General features: G+C 44.2%; 21 protein-coding genes and 1 tRNA gene. 15 read left to right on the top strand and 7 right to left on the bottom strand.

What is annotated here, in order from left to right; translation table 11 throughout:
• Nucleotides 1-124 precede the first annotated feature (124 nt).
• Nucleotides 125-1,975 (top strand): cation:proton antiporter, encoded by a 1,851-nt coding sequence (locus tag ACSLP7_RS06725; protein ID WP_435578587.1) that lies wholly within the window; start codon nt 125-127, stop codon nt 1,973-1,975.
• A 66-nt stretch (nt 1,976-2,041) separates the two neighbouring features.
• Nucleotides 2,042-2,260 carry a hypothetical protein gene (locus tag ACSLP7_RS06720; protein ID WP_291182560.1) on the top strand — a complete coding sequence of 73 codons (219 nt, stop codon included), beginning with the start codon at nt 2,042-2,044 and terminating at the stop codon, nt 2,258-2,260.
• Here ACSLP7_RS06720 and lepA read toward each other — a convergent pair.
• Nucleotides 2,257-4,053, bottom strand: coding sequence for a translation elongation factor 4 (lepA, locus tag ACSLP7_RS06715; protein WP_272830902.1), 1,797 nt, complete (start codon nt 4,051-4,053; stop codon nt 2,257-2,259). The two genes, ACSLP7_RS06720 and lepA, sit on opposite strands and share 4 nt — an antisense overlap.
• 97 nt (nt 4,054-4,150) lie before the next feature.
• Between lepA and dusB the strand changes: the two genes are divergently transcribed.
• Nucleotides 4,151-5,143 carry a tRNA dihydrouridine synthase DusB gene (gene dusB / locus ACSLP7_RS06710; protein ID WP_291182564.1) on the top strand — a complete coding sequence of 331 codons (993 nt, stop codon included), beginning with the start codon at nt 4,151-4,153 and terminating at the stop codon, nt 5,141-5,143.
• On the opposite strand, the gene ACSLP7_RS06705 is transcribed toward dusB, so the two are convergent.
• Together ACSLP7_RS06705 and rbfA are read right to left on the bottom strand one after the other, a co-directional pair.
• On the bottom strand, nt 5,140-6,345 hold the full coding sequence (locus ACSLP7_RS06705) for an ABC transporter permease (RefSeq protein WP_435578586.1): 1,206 nt from the start codon (nt 6,343-6,345) through the stop codon (nt 5,140-5,142). The two genes, dusB and ACSLP7_RS06705, sit on opposite strands and share 4 nt — an antisense overlap.
• A gap of 1 nt (nt 6,346) precedes the next feature.
• Nucleotides 6,347-6,742, bottom strand: a complete 396-nt coding sequence (gene rbfA / locus ACSLP7_RS06700; protein ID WP_435578585.1) for a 30S ribosome-binding factor RbfA — start codon at nt 6,740-6,742, stop codon at nt 6,347-6,349.
• 63 nt (nt 6,743-6,805) lie between these two features.
• On the opposite strand from rbfA, the gene mce reads away from it, so the two are divergent.
• Both mce and ACSLP7_RS06690 read left to right on the top strand, forming a co-directional pair.
• A complete protein-coding gene (gene mce, locus ACSLP7_RS06695) occupies nt 6,806-7,207 on the top strand; it encodes a methylmalonyl-CoA epimerase (RefSeq protein ID WP_435578584.1) in 402 nt (133 codons plus the stop codon).
• Nucleotides 7,208-7,259: 52 nt separating this feature from the next.
• Nucleotides 7,260-7,333 (top strand) — tRNA-Ile (locus ACSLP7_RS06690).
• 278 nt (nt 7,334-7,611) lie between these two features.
• Here the strand turns inward: ACSLP7_RS06690 and ACSLP7_RS06685 are convergent.
• Nucleotides 7,612-8,202: a riboflavin synthase gene (locus ACSLP7_RS06685; protein ID WP_435578642.1), complete on the bottom strand. Its 591-nt coding sequence runs from the start codon at nt 8,200-8,202 to the stop codon at nt 7,612-7,614.
• Between the two features lie 91 nt (nt 8,203-8,293).
• On the opposite strand from ACSLP7_RS06685, the gene pdxA reads away from it, so the two are divergent.
• The 10 genes from pdxA to ACSLP7_RS06635 all read left to right on the top strand — a co-directional run bounded on the left by pdxA (nt 8,294) and on the right by ACSLP7_RS06635 (nt 15,820).
• The gene (gene pdxA / locus ACSLP7_RS06680) at nt 8,294-9,355 is read left to right on the top strand and encodes a 4-hydroxythreonine-4-phosphate dehydrogenase PdxA (protein WP_435578583.1); all 1,062 of its coding nucleotides are present in this window, start codon (nt 8,294-8,296) and stop codon (nt 9,353-9,355) included.
• A 127-nt stretch (nt 9,356-9,482) separates the two neighbouring features.
• Complete coding sequence (locus ACSLP7_RS06675; protein ID WP_435578582.1) at nt 9,483-10,022, top strand: YceD family protein; 540 nt, start codon at nt 9,483-9,485, stop codon at nt 10,020-10,022.
• 7 nt (nt 10,023-10,029) lie between these two features.
• Nucleotides 10,030-10,227, top strand: coding sequence for a 50S ribosomal protein L32 (rpmF, locus tag ACSLP7_RS06670; protein WP_272830918.1), 198 nt, complete (start codon nt 10,030-10,032; stop codon nt 10,225-10,227).
• 182 nt (nt 10,228-10,409) lie between these two features.
• Nucleotides 10,410-11,405: a beta-ketoacyl-ACP synthase III gene (locus tag ACSLP7_RS06665; protein WP_272830920.1), complete on the top strand. Its 996-nt coding sequence runs from the start codon at nt 10,410-10,412 to the stop codon at nt 11,403-11,405.
• Nucleotides 11,406-11,441: 36 nt separating this feature from the next.
• Nucleotides 11,442-11,936, top strand: coding sequence for an acetyl-CoA carboxylase biotin carboxyl carrier protein (gene accB / locus ACSLP7_RS06660; protein WP_272830923.1), 495 nt, complete (start codon nt 11,442-11,444; stop codon nt 11,934-11,936).
• A 59-nt stretch (nt 11,937-11,995) separates the two neighbouring features.
• Nucleotides 11,996-13,348, top strand: coding sequence for an acetyl-CoA carboxylase biotin carboxylase subunit (gene accC / locus ACSLP7_RS06655; RefSeq protein ID WP_272830925.1), 1,353 nt, complete (start codon nt 11,996-11,998; stop codon nt 13,346-13,348).
• 65 nt (nt 13,349-13,413) lie between these two features.
• Nucleotides 13,414-13,587 (top strand): hypothetical protein, encoded by a 174-nt coding sequence (locus ACSLP7_RS06650; protein WP_435578581.1) that lies wholly within the window; start codon nt 13,414-13,416, stop codon nt 13,585-13,587.
• Nucleotides 13,562-14,680, top strand: coding sequence for an NAD(P)/FAD-dependent oxidoreductase (locus ACSLP7_RS06645; protein WP_435578580.1), 1,119 nt, complete (start codon nt 13,562-13,564; stop codon nt 14,678-14,680). Before ACSLP7_RS06650 ends, ACSLP7_RS06645 begins: the two co-directional genes overlap by 26 nt.
• Nucleotides 14,680-15,381, top strand: a complete 702-nt coding sequence (gene mtgA / locus ACSLP7_RS06640) for a monofunctional biosynthetic peptidoglycan transglycosylase (protein ID WP_435578579.1) — start codon at nt 14,680-14,682, stop codon at nt 15,379-15,381. Before ACSLP7_RS06645 ends, mtgA begins: the two co-directional genes overlap by 1 nt.
• Nucleotides 15,368-15,820, top strand: a complete 453-nt coding sequence (locus ACSLP7_RS06635) for a 3-oxoacyl-ACP synthase (RefSeq protein WP_435578578.1) — start codon at nt 15,368-15,370, stop codon at nt 15,818-15,820. The genes mtgA and ACSLP7_RS06635 overlap by 14 nt, the downstream gene beginning before the upstream one ends.
• On the opposite strand, the gene ACSLP7_RS06630 is transcribed toward ACSLP7_RS06635, so the two are convergent.
• Genes ACSLP7_RS06630 through ACSLP7_RS06620 form a run of 3 tightly spaced genes read right to left on the bottom strand, consistent with a single transcriptional unit; the run spans nt 15,817 to nt 19,397 of the window.
• Entirely contained in the window at nt 15,817-16,275 is a 459-nt protein-coding gene (locus ACSLP7_RS06630) for a hypothetical protein (RefSeq protein WP_435578577.1), read from the bottom strand. The genes ACSLP7_RS06635 and ACSLP7_RS06630 overlap by 4 nt on opposite strands.
• Nucleotides 16,275-17,195: an ABC transporter ATP-binding protein gene (locus ACSLP7_RS06625; protein WP_435578576.1), complete on the bottom strand. Its 921-nt coding sequence runs from the start codon at nt 17,193-17,195 to the stop codon at nt 16,275-16,277. The genes ACSLP7_RS06630 and ACSLP7_RS06625 overlap by 1 nt, the downstream gene beginning before the upstream one ends.
• Before the next feature lie 39 nt (nt 17,196-17,234).
• On the bottom strand, nt 17,235-19,397 hold the full coding sequence (locus ACSLP7_RS06620) for a prolyl oligopeptidase family serine peptidase (RefSeq protein ID WP_435578575.1): 2,163 nt from the start codon (nt 19,395-19,397) through the stop codon (nt 17,235-17,237).
• Between the last annotated feature and the right edge of the window lie 6 nt (nt 19,398-19,403).

Here is a 19,403-nt window from a genome sequence, read left to right as displayed (position 1 = left end):
AAAGACTCTTCCCCGATTAAGCCTCAGATTTTTGGGATTGTTAACGCAGTATTTTAACAATTTTAGCACTATTTGGTTCATTGCCGCCAATTCTTGTTATTTTTAGACAACCAAACCGCAGCACATGATTGAATTAGCAGGGATAATTGTTTTAGGAATTTTGGCCCAATGGGTGGCCTGGAAATTTAAGATTCCTGCCATTTTACCGCTGATTTTGATCGGTTTGTTCGTGGGTCCAATTTCTACCTTAATCTCTGAGGATGGAGCCCAGTGGATCCAACCTATTTTTAACGGAGACAAAGGGCTTTTTCCCAACCAGCATTTATTCAATTTTGTATCCTTAGCGATTGGTATCATTCTCTTTGAAGGCGGTTTGACCTTGAAGCGCGGAGAGGTTTCTAAAATTGGTCCTGTGATCGGGAAGTTGATCAGTTTGGGCTCTGTGGTGACCTTCGCGGGAGCCGGATTAGCCGCCCATTATATTTTTGGCCTTGACTGGCGCATCAGCTTTTTATTTTCTTCTTTGATCATCGTTACCGGTCCGACGGTAATCACGCCTATTCTCAGAAATATTCCGCTTAAAAAGGATGTCTCTGCCGTTTTGAAATGGGAAGGTATTTTGATCGATCCAATAGGTGCTTTGGTTGCCGTATTGGTCTTTGAGTTTATTAGCGTTGGAGGAGATGCGGGCTACACCAAACAAGCTTTGGTGGAGTTTGGTAAAATTGTACTGATAGGATTTGCCTTTGGTATTTCTGGCGGATACGCACTTTATTACGCCATAAAAAAGAAGTTCATTCCACACTATCTACTGAATGTTGTGGCACTTTCTGTAGTGCTTTTGATCTTTGTTGAAAGCGATATTTTTGCTCATGAGTCAGGCCTTTTGGCTGTGGTTGTGATGGGGATGTTTTTAGGAAATAGCGACCTTCCCAACCTTAAGGAGTTGCTTTACTTTAAAGAGTCTTTAAGTGTACTTTTGATCTCTATACTGTTCATTTTATTGGCCGCTAACATCTCTTTGGAGGACTTATTGCTGATTTACACCTGGGAGACCGCAGCGCTTTTGGCGGTAATTGTTTTTGTACTCAGACCGATCGGAGTCTTCCTATCTACCATTGGCAGCAGTTTAAAAACCAACGAAAAACTCTTTATCTCATGGGTGGGTCCGCGCGGTATTGTGGCCGCAGGTATTGCCTCACTTTTTGGAACCAAATTGGTGGAGCAAGGCGTGCGAGGCGCAGAATACATTACGCCCTTGGTCTTTGCAGTAGTGTTGGCCACGGTTTTACTCAATGCCGCAACAGCCAGACTTTTTGCCCGTTTAGTTGGGGTGTTTTTGACCTCATCAGAAGCTATAATCATTGTGGGTGCTTCTAAACCCTCACGAGTTATAGGGAGCTATCTCAAAAAGAACAAGCGCGATGTGGTTTTGATCGACACCAATGCGAGTAATATCAGTCTAGCGCGTGAACTCGGATTGGATTCCATGAATGCGAATATTTATGAAGGAGATCTGACTGACAATATTGAATTCAATGACGTTGGTTTCCTTATTGCCATGACCGGTAATGATGAGATTAATAAATACGCCTTGACCAAATACAGAGCCTCTTTAGGAGAGAACGGATCCTTCCGCCTTATGAGTGATGAGGAACGCAAAAAGGGCTTACAGAACGGAAGCGCTCCGGATGAAGTACTCTCTACCACTCATGACTATGCAGACCTAACTCGAGTAGCGAATGAGTACCCTTCCATTCAAGAGATCGATATTGATTCCGAGGTGGTCTTTCAGCGTATGTTGGACTATATTCTTGACCACAAAGACATGGTGGCCCTGTTCTTGAAAGCGCCTAGTGGCGAACTCAGTTTTATTACCAATCCTTCACAAATGGAAGTCGTAGAAGGCTCTCAGTTGGCTTACCTGGGCAAGACCATTGATGTAGAAAGTGTTCTGAAAAATGTGCCTAGCTAAATCCGAAGGACTGTTTTAAAAAATAAACCAGGAATTCTAACGTTCCCATTCACAAAGCCATCCCTTATGAAAAGAGTTGTCGTTCTGAGCCTTGTTATTCTTGCTTGTTTTACTTCTTGTAAAGACGATGATGTTTCTTGTGTAAGCTGCAGCAATGAGTTGACACAAACCTTTACACTCTGCCGAGAAGCCAATGGCGATGCCTCGGTTAACGGTGAAGATACCGATACCGACTATGACGTATACCTTTCCAATCTAACGGAACAAGGTACGAGCTGTAATTAGTCGTTGAGTTTTAGAACGGCCATAAAAGCTTCCTGTGGGATTTCCACATTACCTACCTGACGCATACGCTTCTTCCCTTTTTTCTGCTTTTCCAGTAGCTTTCTCTTACGGGAAATATCACCACCATAACATTTGGCAGTAACGTCTTTTCTCAGTGCTTTTACAGTCTCACGTGCAATGATCTTAGCTCCAATAGCCGCCTGAATTGGAATGTCAAACTGCTGTCGTGGAATAAGCTCCTTAAGCTTCTCACACATCTTTTTCCCAATGTCATAAGCATTGTCCTTGTGCAAGAGTGCAGAAAGGGCATCTACGGTGTTCCCGTTGAGTAGCACGTCTACTTTTACCAAATTAGAAGTACGCATTCCAATAGGTGCGTAGTCAAAGGAGGCGTATCCTTTAGATACCGTTTTGAGTCGATCGTAGAAATCAAATACAATTTCCGCCAAAGGCATATCAAAAGAAAGTTCTACACGTTCTGGCGTCAAGTAATTTTGATTCGTGATCTGTCCGCGCTTTTCGATACACAAGCTCATTACCGGCCCAACAAAATCCGACTTGGTAATGATACTCGCCTTAATGAATGGCTCTTCCACACGGTTCATTGTGGACGGCTCAGGAAGATCAGAAGGGTTATTCACTAAAATGACCTCATCCGGTTCTTTGTTGGTGTAGGCGTGATAGGATACGTTAGGTACCGTAGTGATTACGGTCATATTGAATTCGCGCTCCAATCGCTCTTGAATGATCTCCAAGTGAAGCATCCCCAAGAATCCACAACGGAATCCAAAACCAAGCGCTGCAGAACTCTCCGGCTGGAAAACCAAAGAAGCATCATTGAGCTGCAGTTTTTCCATGGAGTTTCTCAGTTCTTCATAATCTTCAGTATCTACAGGATAGATTCCGGCGAATACCATCGGTTTTACATCTTCAAAACCTTCAATCATTTTGGTTGTAGGCTGCTTAGCGTCAGTAATAGTATCACCCACTTTTACATCACGAGCATCTTTGATCCCTGTGATGAGGTAACCTACATCTCCCGCGCCTACTTTTTGCTTCGGAGCTTGTTTGAGCTTGAGGGTTCCAACTTCATCGGCAAAATAGGTCTTGCCCGTTGCCATGAATTTGATCTGTTGCCCTTTGCGGATCTCGCCGTCAATCACTCGAAAGTAGGTCTCTACTCCGCGGAAAGGATTGTAAACAGAATCAAAGATCAGCGCTTGCAGCGGTGCTGCAGGATCACCTTGAGGAGCAGGAATGCGCTCAATAATGGCGTTTAAAATATCTTCAATACCAATACCCGTCTTGGCACTGGCAGGAATTACTTCTTCAGCATCGCAACCCAAAAGATCAACAATATCATCAGTCACTTCTTCTGGATTCGCACTCGGAAGATCCACTTTGTTAAGTACTGGAATGATCTCCAAGTCATTCTCCAAAGCCAAATAGAGGTTAGAGATGGTCTGCGCCTGAATGCTCTGAGCAGCGTCAACAACCAATAGTGCTCCTTCACAGGCTGCAATAGATCTTGAAACCTCATAGCTAAAATCAACGTGACCCGGAGTATCAATCAAGTTCAGGACATAAGTCTCTCCTTCATAAACGTACTCCATTTGAATCGCGTGACTTTTAATAGTTATCCCGCGTTCACGTTCGAGATCCATATTGTCTAAGAGTTGGTTTTGACTCTCACGTTCAGTTACCGAACCCGTATATTCCAAAAGTCTGTCGGCCAAGGTAGATTTTCCGTGGTCGATATGCGCGATGATGCAAAAGTTGCGAAAGTGCTTCATATACTTGCCTTTGGGGCGATTTTGCGCAAAGATAGTGCAAAAGCGCGGCTTTTAGTAGCATTTTGTAAGAATCTGATTTTACGTAATTTTGCAGCCAATGGCCAAGATAGGAGACATAGATGTAGGCGAGTTCCCTTTATTGCTCGCACCGATGGAAGATGTAAGTGATCCGCCGTTCCGCGCCCTGTGCAAGGAACAAGGCGCAGATGTAGTGTACACTGAGTTTATTTCTTCAGAAGGACTCATCCGCGATGCCGCCAAAAGCGTCATCAAATTGGATATTTACGAAAAGGAACGCCCTGTAGGGATTCAGATCTTTGGAGCCAATATGGACTCCATGTTGCAATCCGTAGATATCGTTACTGCTTCCAAACCAGATATTATTGACATCAACTTTGGGTGTCCGGTAAAGAAAGTGGTTTCAAAAGGAGCCGGAGCCGGGATCTTAAAAGACATTGACCTTATGGTGAAACTCACTAAGGCCATGGTAGAACGCACGCACTTGCCTGTAACGGTAAAGACGCGCTTGGGTTGGGACCACGACAGCATTAAGATCGTTGAGGTTGCAGAACGACTCCAAGATGTTGGCTGTAAGGCCATTTCGATTCACGGCAGAACTCGAGCCCAGATGTATAAGGGTAATGCCGATTGGCGCCCTATCGCTGAGGTAAAGAACAATCCGCGCATGCACATTCCTGTTTTTGGAAATGGAGATGTGAACTCTCCCGAACGCGCCGTGGAGATGCGTGACGACTACGGATTAGACGGAGCAATGATTGGACGTGCCAGTATTGGATATCCTTGGTTCTTTAGAGAAGTCAAGCATTACTTTGAAACCGGAGAACACCTTGCTCCACCAACACTGCAAGAGCGAGTGGAAGCTGCAAAACGTCATTTACAAATGTCTATTGACTGGAAGGGTGAAAAGCTGGGAGTTTTTGAAACCCGCCGTCATTACACCAATTACTTTAAAGGGATTCCTCATTTTAAAGAGTACCGAACCAAAATGGTGACCAGCGATCATTCTGCTGATGTCTTCGCCACTTTTGATGAGGTTTTGGAACGCTTTGCGGATTTTCAGTTTGCCTAGATTTTAGACAACATCTTTTCATTGACGTTTCTGGAGGCAATATTGGCAGCAATAACGCCTAGCACTAACATTGTGGCTAAAACTACTATGGCGTTTAATACAGTGGGCTTTACAGGATAAGCAAGAGTTGCTGTTATGGCGACCCAACCAAATTGCAACTGGCACCAGACAATAATAAAGCCTAGCGCAAGCCCAATAACACCACTTACAGCAGTAAGCAGTATGCCTTGATAATAAAAGATTTTTCTAATCTCAGACCCTAGCAATCCAAGATTTTGCAGGGTCTTTAAGTTTCCTTTCTTGTCCAGAATCATCATGATGATAGCGCCGATAACATTGAATAAAGCGATAATTAAAACCAAGGTGAAGATTAAATATACCGCGACATTCTCTGTGTTGAGCATTTTGTAAAGCGCATCGTTTTGTTGGAGGCGAGTTTTGATATCTACAGGATTTCCAAAGTGCTGTGTTAAGGCTGTTTTGACTGCTTCTGGATCGGCACCAGGATCTAGTTTGATCTCAAAGCCAGAAACTGTGTTTTCGTCATAATCCAATAGCCTTCGGGCTAAATTGATGTCCGCAAATATATAGGTGTCATCAACGTCTTCATTCACATTGTAGACTCCGGTGACCACTACGCGTTCTTTTCTAAAGGCTTGCTGTGGATCTAGAATTTGACCCGTTCCAGGTTTAGGCGCATAGATCTCCAAAAGTTCACTGTAGTCATAAGTTCCTAGAGATAATTTTACTGAAGTTGTAAGCCCAATAACCGCTTCATTCTCACCGCTGCGGAACCAATCATTGATAAAAAGCATGCTGTCTACCGGCACAACAGCTTCAAAGCGATCATCCACACCTTTTATAGTAGCGATATGATTCTTGCCTTTAAAGTTCAGATAAACGCGCTCTTCCACTATTTGCGTTAAGGCCAGGACGCCATCGGTCTGTAAGATGGCTTGTCTCAAGTTGCCATCAGTTCGGATCGTTTTACCCGTCTGCGGATAAACCTTTAGATCAGCATCAAATACGTTGGTAAAACTCAATGAAAAATCGCGCAAACCAGCAAAGCCAGAAAGCACAATGTAAAGAGCTGCAGTTGCAACAATAACTCCCACAGCGGCAATCCGCGTGATCTTGTTAATGGCGTTGTTGTTGCTTTTGCTCCAGAGGTAACGCCTTGCAATGTAGAAGGGCGTATTCAACTCAGGATTTTTTTCTTCTCCCCAGCAGGTCCGGATTTTTAACAGGGTCGTGTTCCCCTTCAAGGGCTTTGTCTATAGATTCAATATACTCTAGTGAATCGTCCAGATAAAAGATCAGATCGGGCATTTTTCGCAATTGGTCTCGGGTAAGTTGTGCCAACTGATGTTTGATGTTTGGAGTCACCGTTTTGATCTCTTCCATCATCCCCTTAGCGTGTTGGGCCGGAAAAATGCTCAGGTAAACTTTGGCAATAGACAGATCAACAGTCACATTCACTTTAGTGACAGACACGACAACTTGGGCCTGCCCAGCCTCACGTAACATCTTTTGGATCAAGTTTGCGATATCGCTTTGCAGGATTCCTGCTATTTTTTTCTGCCGATTGCTTTCGTTCATAGGACAAAAGTAGCATATTTACTTATTGAATACATTATTCTAGCACAATTGAAATTAAGGTTAATGACAAAAATTGAACACATAGGAATTGCTGTGAAGGATCTGGAATCTGCAAACAAAGTGTATGCCGCACTTTTGGGCAAACCCCATTATAAAGTCGAATCGGTAGAATCAGAAGGGGTAGATACCTCATTTTTTCAGTGTGGAGAGTCTAAAATCGAACTTTTGGCCGCGACCAATCCTGAAAGCCCAATTGCGAAGTTTATTGAGAAAAGGGGAGAAGGGATCCATCATATTGCTTTTGCTGTAGATGATATAGAAGCCGAGATCGATCGGCTCAAAAAAGAAGGCTTCCGCGTTTTGAATGAAACCCCTAAGCAAGGGGCTGACAATAAAATCATTGCGTTTTTACATCCAAAATCCAGTAATGGTGTTCTGGTAGAGTTGTGTCAGGAGAGAAATTGAATTAAATAGTTTGCGGATCAATTAACTAATTTTACATTTGCACACTAATTCAGGACCCATAGCTCAGCTGGTTAGAGCACCTGACTCATAATCAGGGGGTCGAAGGTTCGAGCCCTTCTGGGTCCACTAGATTGTAAAATAACTGTTACTAATTCGCTTGGAAAGAAGCTTTTCCTTTGCGATTTTAAAAAAATTAGTACATTAGAACCCGATTATGCGACCCCAAATCGTAAAAATAACAGTCTTAGGACTGTGTTTGCTGTTGCCCCAAACAATAGCTGCCCAGAGTCCACCACCGCCTACGGGCCCCCCGCCACCGGGGCTTCCCATAGATGCATCAAGTTTTGTATTGCTTATTTTTGGCGTCGCGCTAGGTGTCTTTATTGCTTACCGAAGAAAACGTCTTAGCTAGATTGTCCTAGCAATTTCTGAACGTATTTTCCCACAACATCAAATTCTAGATTGACCGTATCGCCTGCTTTTAGCGCGTGGAAATTTGTATGTTTATGCGTGTAGGGAATGATTGCCACACTAAATTCGGTATCCGTGCTGTCTACCACCGTAAGACTCACACCATTTACAGTAATTGACCCTTTTTCTATCGTCAGGTTTCCTGGGATCAGATCATGTCTAAATCTATAGGTCCAAGAGCCGTCCAAAGTTTCTGTTGCGATACAGGTCGCTGTTTGATCTACATGCCCTTGAACAATGTGCCCATCCAAACGCGCCCCCATTTTCATGGCACGTTCTAAGTTTACACCACTGCCCACAGCCAGTTCTCCAAGATTGGATTTTTGAAGGGTTTCATCAATAGCCGTAACCGTATATTGGTTACCATTAATGGCAACTACGGTCAGGCAAACACCGTTATGCGCCACACTTTGATCGATCTGCAACTCCGGCGTCATTTGCGCTTGCATGCTGATGTGAATATTTCCACCATCGCGCTCAATTTTTACTACTTCTGCTACTTCTTCAATGATCCCTGTAAACATCTTAATATTGTTGTTAACTTTGTAGTACAAAAATACGAATAATCGCCCAGCTGCTGTTGCAGAACTAAAGGCGGTTTAAGACCCAAAAGCTTTGAGTAAAAAAGAACAGATCACAGTAGGAATTTCCATAGGAGATCTCAACGGAATTGGTGGGGAGATCATTCTTAAAACCTTTTTGGATTCCCGCATGTTGGAGTTCTGCACTCCCGTGATCTTTGCTTCAGTAAAGCTGATGTCCTTTTACAAAAAGCATTTTGGTTTGCAGATGAATCTGCACGGCATTCACAAGTTGGATCAGATCGCTCACAAGAAGATCAACGTCTTTAATGTTTGGAAAGAAGGCGTGAACGTTCAGTTTGGAGAAGAACACCCAGAAGCTGGTGCTTATGCTATAAAGAGTTTCAAGTCTGCAGTCCGCGCTCTTAAGGAAGACAAAATTGATGTTTTGGTCACTGCGCCTATTCACAAACACAATATTCAAGCAGAAGACTTTAAGTTTCCTGGTCATACAGATTATCTCAACCAGGAACTGGAAGGCAATAGCATGATGTTCATGATCAGTGAATCTTTGCGTGTTGGCCTTTTGACAGACCACTTACCGGTCAAAGACGTTTCCGCAGCCATTACTCCGGAGCTCATTGAGACCAAAATCAAAACGGTGACTCAGACATTAAAACAAGACTTTGGTATCATTACACCAAAAGTGGCCGTCTTGGGGATCAACCCACATACTGGGGATAACGGAGTTATTGGTAAAGAGGACGATGAGGTGGTTCGACCAACTTTGGCCAAACTCAATGAAGAGGGTACCTTGGTATACGGCCCGTATGCGGCAGACAGCTTCTTTGGGACCAAAAATCATTTGCACTTTGACGCCATCATTGCCGCCTATCACGACCAAGGCTTAGTGCCCTTCAAAACCCTTTCCTTTGGACAGGGAGTGAACTATACGGCGGGGCTTCATAAAATACGCACCTCTCCAGACCACGGTACAGCCTATGACAAGGCCGGAAAAGGCGAGGCCGATTACAGTTCATTTAAAGAAGCTGTGTTCAGTGCTATTCAGATCTATAAGACCCGACAAGAATATTTAGAGTTGAGCGCTAATCCTTTGCAGAAAAGAGCCCGTAAGGTTTTAGCGAAGAAAAGATAGGCCAGCAATACTCCAGTAGAAGTGATTCGAATTTTTCGCGCTGATGTGAAAAGTTCTAATAACTTCTAAATAAATTATTATCTTTGCAGCCGTCTTTGATAGAGACGGGATCGTAAACGAGTTGATTGTGAAGGAATTGAAAGCATATACTATCCCGTTTGTGGGCCTCAAAATAGGCGCCCATCAGTTTGACTATCAGATAGACAACGCGTTCTTTGAGCACTTTGAGTATGATGAGTTCCATCAGGCCGACGTAAAAGTTGACCTAGAACTGGAAAAGAAAAGCACCCTTTTGGACTTGCATTTTCAGTTTGAAGGAACTGTCAACATCAATTGTGACTTGACCAATGAGCCTTATGATCAGCCAATTTCTGGTAATTTTGATTTGGTAGTTAAGTTTGGACAAGAGTACAATGATGAAGAAGAAGATCTTTTGATTTTGCCTCACGGCAGTTACGAGGTTGAAATAGCACAATATATATATGAGAGTCTTGTGCTAGCTGTTCCAGCAAAAAGGGTTCATCCCGGAGTTGCAGACGGCACCTTAAAATCAGAAGCTCTAGAGAAGTTAGAAGAACTCAGCCTGAATAATCAGGCAGAACAAACTGACGATGATCAAACTGATCCGCGTTGGGACGATTTAAAGAAATTATTAACGGATAAATAAATAAGTAATGGCACATCCTAAGAGAAAAATCTCTAAAACCAGAAGAGATAAGCGCAGAACGCACTATAAAGCTACTGCACCTCAATTGGCCACTGATCCTACTACAGGAGAGACGCACTTATATCACAGAGCGCACTGGCACGAAGGAAAGCTATACTACCGTGGACAGGTTCTTATTGACGATACCGAGTCTGCAGAAGCATAGTAGTACCTGTTTTGTAAAATATTACTCTCGCGGTCAAAATTTTTGATTCGCGAGAGTTTTTTATTACAAGTAGCCAAAAATGTCATAAATGAGCCAATTTTGGCTTGTTTTTGTCTAAAATTCGTTATTTTCACTTCCTTTTAAGGCAATAATGCCTTTTTTTGTGTACTGAATTCTGTAAAATGAGTAAGATCACAGCAGCTATTACCGCTGTCGGGGGCTACCTGCCAGATTACGTACTGACCAACCAGATTCTGGAAACTATGGTTGATACGAACGACGAATGGATTACCACCCGTACCGGAATCAAAGAACGCCGCCTATTAAAGGACAGCAACAAAGGAACTTCTTATTTGGCTATCAAAGCCGCACAAGATGTCCTTGAGAAAAGCGGCACCGACCCAAAAGATATTGACATGGTCATTATGGCCACAGCGACTCCGGATATGCCGGTAGCAGCAACAGGCGTTTACGTAGCCTCTCAGATAGGAGCCGTAAACGCTTTTTCATATGATTTAGTTGCGGCTTGCTCGAGTTTCCTATACGGAATGTCCACAGCAGCCCGCTACATTGAATCGGGTCGCTATAAAAAAGTACTGCTCATTGGAGCGGACAAGATGTCTTCAATTATTGATTATGAAGATCGTGCCACTTGTATCATCTTTGGTGATGGAGGTGGCGCTGTGCTTTTTGAGCCTAATGAAGAAGGCTACGGATTGCAAGATGAGGTCCTCAGAAGCGACGGGATTGGCCGTGAGCATTTGAAGATCGATGCAGGGGGATCAATCCTGCCGGCATCTCACGAAACCGTAGACGCCAAAAAGCACTATGTGTTCCAAGACGGAAAAACCGTGTTCAAATTTGCTGTATCCAATATGGCAGACGGAGCTGCGAAGATCTTAGAACGCAATGAACTGACCGGTGATGATGTTGCCTGGCTGGTTCCTCATCAAGCCAACAAACGCATCATTGATGCAACGGCCCGCCGTATGGGGTTGGATGACAACAAGGTGATGATGAACATTGAGCGTTACGGGAACACCACTTCGGCAACCCTTCCGCTATGTTTATACGATTACGAAAAACAGCTTAAAAAAGGAGACAAATTGATCTTTGCTTCTTTTGGAGGCGGATTTACCTGGGGATCTATTTATTTGACCTGGGCATACGATTCATAAAAACCACAACCTAATAAACTAAAAAAACAAAATCCGATGGAAATTAAGGATATTCAGAATCTGATCAAGTTTGTAGCCAAGTCTGGCGCAAACGAGGTAAAATTGGAGACGGACGAGTTTAAGATCACCATCCGCACTGGGATGGAGAGCAAAGGTCCTGAGGCCACTTACATTCAGCAGATCCCTGCTGCCGCTCCTGTTGCCGCTGCACCTGTTGCTGCTGCACCGGCTCCGGCTGCTGAAGCCGCCGCACCTGCTGCAGAAGCTGCACCTGCTAGTGACGATTCAAAATACGTTACGATCAAATCCCCTATTATTGGAACTTTCTACCGCCGTCCGGCGCCAGACAAACCAATGTTTGTTGAGGTAGGAGACAGTATAGGAAACGGCGATGTGCTTTGTGTTATCGAAGCCATGAAGTTGTTTAACGAGATCGAATCAGAAGTGTCTGGTAAAATTGTGAAGATCCTAGTTGAGGATTCTTCTCCAGTTGAATTTGATCAGCCACTATTCTTAATCGACCCATCATAGTCAAATCGGATTATATAGTGCGTTAGTCCTTCCGGACTGATGCAAAAAATCACAGTGTTATGTTTAAAAAAATACTGATTGCCAATCGGGGAGAGATCGCCTTGCGCGTTATCCGAACCTGTAAAGAGATGGGGATTAAGACGGTAGCTGTATATTCTACTGCCGATGCCGATAGCCTTCACGTGCGTTTTGCTGACGAGGCTGTATGTATTGGACCGCCAGCGAGTTCAGAATCCTATCTAAAAATATCGAACATCATCGCTGCAGCAGAGATCACCAATGCTGATGCGATTCACCCGGGATACGGGTTCTTATCTGAGAATGCCAAGTTCTCCAAGATCTGTGAAGAGCACGAGATCAAATTCATCGGTGCCTCCGCAGAAATGATTGACCGTATGGGAGACAAAGCTTCTGCAAAAGCTACAATGAAAGCTGCTGGAGTACCTTGTGTTCCTGGTTCAGACGGTGTAATTCCAGACTTTGAAACCTGCAAAAAGCTCGCAGTAGAAACAGGATACCCTGTTATGCTTAAAGCTAGTGCCGGTGGAGGAGGAAAAGGAATGCGCGCCGTATGGAAAGAAGAAGACCTTCAAGCTGCTTGGGAGTCTGCTCGCCAAGAGAGTAAGGCTGCCTTTGGAAACGACGATATGTACATGGAAAAACTCATTGAAGAGCCGCGCCATATCGAGATCCAAGTAGTTGGAGATTCTACAGGAAAAGCCTGTCACCTCAGTGAGCGTGACTGTTCTGTACAGCGTCGTCACCAAAAATTAACGGAAGAAACTCCTTCTCCATTCATGACTGATGAGTTGCGTGATGCCATGGGTAAAGCCGCAGTAAAAGCAGCAGAATACATCAACTACGAAGGAGCAGGAACGGTAGAATTCTTAGTAGATAAGCACCGCAACTTCTACTTCATGGAAATGAACACGCGTATTCAGGTGGAACACCCGATTACCGAAGAGGTTGTTGATCACGATTTGATCCGCGAGCAGATTAAAGTAGCTGCTGGTGTAAAGATATCTGGAAAGAACTACTATCCGCAATTGCACTCTATTGAGTGTCGTATCAATGCAGAGGATCCTTATAATGACTTTAGACCTTCACCAGGTCGCATCACCGTTTTGCATGCACCAGGAGGACACGGAGTTCGTTTAGATACTCACGTATATGCTGGATACATGATTCCACCAAACTACGATTCCATGATCGCTAAATTGATCGTTACTGCGCAAACGCGTGAGGAGGCGATCGCCAAAATGAAGCGCGCTTTGGATGAGTTTGTGATTGAGGGAATCAAAACGACCATTCCGTTCCACCGTCAACTCATGGAAGAAGACGCCTACGTAGAAGGAAACTATACCACGGCATTCATGAACGACTTTGAAATGCGCGAACCAGAAGAAGAGTAAATCTTCTTTTAGAGATATTGAGAAATCCGGAGTCTTTTGGCTTCGGATTTTTTTATTTTTAGTCCATGCGAGAGGGCTATTTTAAACATATTGCTTTTGTAGTGACCTCAGTTATTGTGGTAATGATCGGCCTCAAGACTTTGGGTATTTATTTTGCGCTCTCCATTCCGCTGTTTATGCTCATATTTATCATCATTGCTAAAAGGCTAAGAAATGACGCTTTCCTATTGGGAACATAAAACCTGGTTTAAGGATATTGATTTTGCCATAATTGGTAGCGGTATCGTAGGCCTTTCTGCCGCTTTAGCTTTGCGCCAGAGATACAGTGAGGCAAAGATCACCGTTTTGGAGCGGGGAATGCTGCCTTCTGGAGCCAGCACCAAGAATGCGGGCTTTGCCTGTTTCGGAAGCGTTTCTGAGCTCTTAGACGATCTTTCTTCGCACAGCGAGCAAGAAGTGTTAGAGTTGGTTAAAAAGCGCGTGAACGGGCTGGAAAGCTTAAAATCGCTATTAGGCAACACCGCCTTGGCCTATGATCCTTGTGGCGGTTATGAGCTCTTTACCCAAGAAGATGCGGAGCTGTATGAAGCAAGTTTGGCCGCTGTAGCAAGCATGAACACTTTACTCGATCCAATTTTTAAGGCTCCTGTCTTTAGCGCTGTGGATAATAGCTTCGGATTCAATCAGCTTCAATCCAAGCTCATCTTCAATCAGTTTGAAGGAAAGATAGACACCGGAGCCATGATGCAGGCTTTGATCCAAAAGGCAGAGGCTCATAATATTCAGATCATCAATGGTGCGGCAGTCAGTGCTATATCTGACGATGTTTCTGGTGTGAAACTACAACTCAATGATGCGACTGAGATCACTGTTGGTCGCTGTTTGATAGCCACCAATGGTTTGGCAGGAAGTCTTTTACAAGAAGATCTCAAACCAGCTCGGGCTCAAGTATTGATCACAGAACCTATTCCAGAGCTGCATTTTAACGGCACCTTTCATTTAGATCGCGGTTATTATTACTTCCGCAATATTGACAACAGAATTCTCTTTGGCGGCGGACGCAATTTGGATGTGGAAGGAGAGACCACCACCGCCATGGAGACCACAGAGCGCATACAAAATGCTTTAGATTTACTGTTACGCCATACGATTTTACCCGGGAAAGACGTTAAAATTGAACAGCGCTGGAGCGGTATTATGGGAGTGGGTAGTAAAAAAGCGCCCATTGTCAAGCAGCTTTCTAACCGTGTTTTCTGCGGAATTCGTCTTGGAGGAATGGGGGTTGCTATTGGTGCGGATACCGGCCAAGCGTTGGCCAATCTTATCGATTAATGCGCAAATTCATTCGTTTTTTATTCAAGAGCTTCTTTTGGTTTCTGGTTTTGTCCAACCTCTGGGTTTTGGCGTATCGTTACTTGCCTGTTCCCGCAACTCCACTAATGGCCATTCGATATTTTCAACAGGAGGAGCCTGCGCCAGTCCAACACGAGTGGATCGCCTTGGAGCAGATCAGTCCTGAATTACAAAAAGCAGTGATTTGTGCGGAGGATCAACAGTTTTTAAACCACAATGGATTTGATGTTGCAGCCATTAAAAAAGCCCAGGCTAGCAATAAAGAAGGCAAGGCCTTACGCGGGGCGAGCACCATCAGTCAACAAACGGCAAAGAATGTCTTTTTATGGCCGCAGCGTTCCTGGGTTCGGAAAGGATTTGAAGCGTATTTTACTTTTCTAATCGAGACCTATTGGAGCAAAGAGCGGATTTTGGAAGTCTATTTGAACAGCATTGAATTTGGCCCGAATGTATACGGTGCCCATGCTGCAGCTCAGCATTGGTTTGACAAAGAGGCTGCAGATCTCTCCAAGGATCAAGCCACCGCCCTAGCAGCGATTTTACCCAATCCAAGAAGCTACCGCCCGGTGAATCCATCGGGGTATATTTCAAAGAGAAAGCGTTGGATCAGCAAGCAGATGATTAACTTTGGACCCTTGGAATTTGAATCAGAAACACCCAAAGACATTGGCGCCAAATAAAGAAGACTTATTACAGCTTTGTCATGCTTCATTAGACAAACGTTTGCAAGGCCTGAAGCAAGCTCAAGCAGCCGTGGATGAATCTATGTCTGGAGCCGTAAAGAGCAGTGCTGGAGACAAACACAACACGGAGCGCGCCCATTTACAACTGCAGACTGAGAAGTTGGGGCAGCAGTTCAAGGTCTTGGATCAGCAGCGCTTGGTGCTTTCAAAAATTGTAACGGATTCCGTGACGGGAAGAGTCCATTTAGGCAGCTTAGTTGAAACAGATCAGCAATGGTATTTCTTGTCGATTCCTGCGGGAGCATTAGTCTTAAAAGATCAAACTTACTGGGCAATCGCGCCCCAGAGTCCTATTGGACAACTGTTGTTAGGAAAAGCGGCCGGTGATTCATTTTCTTGGAACGGCAAGAGCCAAGAGATCAAAGCAATTTATTAATCGTTATCACGCGTAGCGTCATAGACTTCAATGTTCAATGATGCAGCAATGCCATCGGCCTTATCCATGGCGTCCTCTTTAGTATCCCCTTCGTATACAGTAATGTGTTTGTTTCTTTGATAAAATAGGTTGATGCGGTACACGGTCTTTCCCATAGCGGCCTCGGCAACCCAAACACGAGCGCGGTAGTTTTTTACCGTCTTAAAGACAGAAACATATTCAATCTCTGGCAAAGGTTTCCAACTGCCAATAGTCACTCCCCAAACCGAATACAAGTGGCGGTATTTCTTTTCAAAGACGTTTACCTCCGCTCCCTCTCTCAAGGACAAACGCGCTGCAACTCCCATTAAGATCAGACCAAACATGGTGCCTTGAGTGAGCAAATAGGCTCCTAGGAGAACCACAGCAATAGAGAAGACCACTTTAACTGGTGGAATAGGGTTTAAAAAGCGCATTAATCTTGAATTTTTAGTTGGACTTGTGTACCCGGTTCTAAAGCGTCGGAAGAATTGAAGAAATACTCTTGAGTCCCGTTTTTAGCATGAATAAGATAGTGACTTCCTTTGAAATAACTGGCGCGAACTGTGGCAGAGAAATCGGCGGATTCAGAAACTGACACAAGTTGATGCGGGAACAGATAGCGTCCGTCTTTTAGTGCGTTGATTTCTCCAAAGAATCCCGCTTGATAGGCGCTGGATACATTTTTATACAATTCTTGTGGAGCTCCGTAAAAAGAAACACTTCCTGCCTCTAAAATCAGAACCTTATCTGCAAAGCTCAAGGCCTCATTGGCGTCGTGTGTGGCGGTGATGCAGGTGATTCCTTCTTGCTTCAAATAATTGTATAAAAGCCGTCTTAGGCGAGAGCGTCTAAACTCATCAATATGTGCAAAGGGCTCATCCAAAAGCAGGATTTCAGGAACCAAGGCCAAGGCTTTAGCTATGGCCACGCGTTGCTTTTGACCGCCACTAAGTGATTTCACCTTCTGTTTGGCAAAAGGCACCAGATCTAAAAGCTCGAGTAGCTGCTCGGTTCTTGCTGCTTCTTGCTCCGGATTGCGTCTGGAAAAGTGCTCTTGAATATTCTCTCTAACAGTGGTATAGGGCATCACATTGGCCTCTTGAGCTACCAGCTTCATGAATGGAGCGCCGGGAACCAGTTGATCTTTGGGCCCTAGAACAGGATTTCCCTTCCATTTAATATGGCCAGATTCTAGATCCATTAGACCGTAGATCAAATGCAGCAGAGTAGATTTACCGCTGCCACTTTCTCCTAAAATGGCTAAATGTTCCCCAGCTTCCAAATGGAATTTAAGAGGACCCAACAGATGTTCCTGTTGGTCATAGCTGAATTGTTCAATGGAGACTTCGAGCATAGAAAAAAGCCCTTGCTTGTTGGCAAGGGCGTTTATTTTTTATCCTTTCACTTTTGAACTGACATCTTCTGGCAGTACGCGGTAACCCATATTGTAGAGGGTAAATCCAAAGAGGTCTGCATAGAGTTCAATGGTTTTGCTAACCGGAGTTCCAGCGCCGTGTCCAGCATCTTTTTCAATGCGGATCAAAGTTGGGTTGGCCCCACCATTTTTAGCTTGTAGCTCTGCAGCAAACTTAAAACTGTGTGCAGGTACTACACGATCGTCATGATCTGCAGTGGTCACCAAAGTGGCTGGGTAGCTCACCCCTTGTTCCACATTGTGTACCGGGCTGTATCCTAAAAGATAGTCGAACATCTCTTTAGAATCTTCAGAGGTTCCGTAATCATAGGCCCATCCAGCTCCAGCAGTAAAAGTGTGATAGCGCAGCATATCCAAAACTCCAACTGCAGGTAAGGCTACCTTCATCAAGTCTGGACGCTGAGTCATTACGGCTCCAACTAAAAGACCTCCGTTAGATCCACCGCGGATCGCGAGGTATTCCGAAGAGGTGTATTTGTTTTCAATCAAGTATTCTCCCGCCGCAATAAAGTCGTCAAATACATTTTGCTTTTGCATTTGCGTACCGGCATCGTGCCACGCTTTTCCGTATTCACCACCACCGCGTAGGTTAGGCACGGCATAAACTCCGCCTTGTTCCATCCAAACGGCATTTGCAATACTGAAACCAGGATTCAAAGAGATGTTGAATCCACCGTAACCATATAGAATAGTTGGGTTTTTACCATTGAGCTCCAAACCTTTCTTATGAGTAATGATCATAGGAACTTTTGTCCCGTCCTTAGAAGTATAGAAAACTTGAGTGCTCTCGTAATTGTCTGGGTTGAAGTCTATGGCTGATTTGCGATATAGTGAAACCTCTCCGCTATCTGCTTGGTAGGTATAAATGCTACCTGGGGTGTAGTAATTGGTAAAACTGAAGTAGATCTCATTCTCTTCTTTTTTGGAAAAGAATCCGCCGGCAGAGCCGATTCCCGGTAACTCAACCTCACGTACCAAAGAACCATTATAGTTGTACTGCATCACCTTTGAGATTGCATCAACTGAGTATTCAGCAAAGATGTATCCAGCTCCCGTAGAAGGGCTCAATACGTTCTCTGTTTCTGGGATCACATCTACCCAATTTGCTGGATTAGGATCTGTCGCAGAGGTTTTAACGATACGCTGATTAGGAGCGTTTAGGTTGGTTACCAAATAAAGGGTGTCTCCATCGTTATCCAACATATATGTATCGCTATCTACATTGTCAATTACGGTGATCAATGGGCGATCTGGGTTCTCTAGGTCTTTTAAGAACATTTTGTTTCCGGAGGTTGATACTGAAGCAGAAATGGCTAACCATTTATTGTCTTCAGAGACGCCTCCACCAACATAGCGGTGCTTTTCAGCTTCTGTGCCACCAAAGACAACAGGGTCGTCTGCTTGATCGGTTCCGAGTTTGTGGTAATACAGTTTATGCTGATCGGTCTTTGCAGAAAGCTCGCTACCTTCTGGTTTGTCATAACTCGAGTAATAGAAACCTTCATTCTTATACCAAGAGATTCCACTAAATTTCACGTCGCGTAAGGTATCTTCAATGATTGCTTTTGAAGCAACATCCATGATCAGGATCTTACGCCAGTCGCTTCCTCCTTCAGAAATACTATAAGCGGCCAGGCCTCCATCCTCAGAAAAACTAAGGCCAGAAAGGGAGATAGTACCGTCCTCTTTAAAGGTATTTGGATCTAAGAAAACCTCTGCAGTACTCGGGTCATCACCAGTTTTATAGCGGTAAACCACATACTGGTTTTGTAAACCATCGTTCTTTCTAAAGTAGGTGTAGTCTCCTTCTTTGAATGGCGCAGTAACTTTTTCGTAATTCCAGATAGATTCCAAACGCGCTTTGAGTTCTTCACGAAACGGAATGGTATCTAAAAATCCATTGGTCACCTCATTTTGGGCATCTACCCAAGCTTCAGTTTCTTCACTTCTGTCGTCTTCTAGCCAACGGTAGGGATCGGCTACATTAACACCGAAGTAGGTGTCTACGGTGTCTACTTTTTTGGTCTGATGATATTCCACAGTGGGTACGGGTTCTGGGGTATTTTCTTGGCAACTCATTGCCACTACAGCCAATAAGGCTGCTCCAAATAATCTCTTCATCTAAAT

This window comes from Gilvibacter sp. (genome assembly GCF_965601605.1).
Classification (GTDB): domain Bacteria; phylum Bacteroidota; class Bacteroidia; order Flavobacteriales; family Flavobacteriaceae; genus Gilvibacter.
Note: the sequence above shows the minus strand (reverse complement) of the source record. Positions and strands in the feature narration are given on the sequence as shown.